At 44.8% G+C, this 446-nt stretch carries 1 protein-coding gene; it reads right to left on the bottom strand.

Annotated elements, in window-relative coordinates:
* A partial coding sequence (locus ACSZPU_RS26315; protein WP_499004571.1) for a hypothetical protein occupies window positions 1-446 on the bottom strand: 446 nt, incomplete at both ends.

Genomic DNA, 446 nt, shown 5'->3' with positions numbered 1-446 from the left:
GCGTCCGGGGGTACGGAAACGTCTGCTGATTTATGGGTAGTCCCCATCGACTCCCACTGCCTGCGGGTGATCTTCAATTTAGTAACGGGGTCAATCATGATCTCATCAAGGGGATCAGTAACAACTGGTACTGCGGTGGTAGTGGATTCTGGTTCGGCTTTCTGAACAAGGCGTTTAACCAACACACTCATAAAACTTTCAATAAAATCATACAGCTTGTGTAGATTGATCTTATGCTTACGCCTTAATAGCGTTGGTTTTTCTGTTTTTGGTGCAACACCATAGTAAAGGGACATATCCTTTTGCTTCACTTCAACAGGCTTAAATCGGCGTTTCTTCTCTGGTACAACAAGTGCAGGCTGTTGTGGCGCTGGTTTTGCTTTCAGACGTTCAATACGGAATGTGTTGAGGTTGACGGTAATGAGATGACCCACATCACTGTTAAA

Source organism: Phytobacter sp. V69, from assembly GCF_965644215.1.
GTDB lineage: Bacteria > Pseudomonadota > Gammaproteobacteria > Enterobacterales > Enterobacteriaceae > Phytobacter.
The sequence above is the reverse complement of the archived record's forward strand: the minus strand, read 5'-3'. Positions and strand labels throughout refer to the sequence as shown.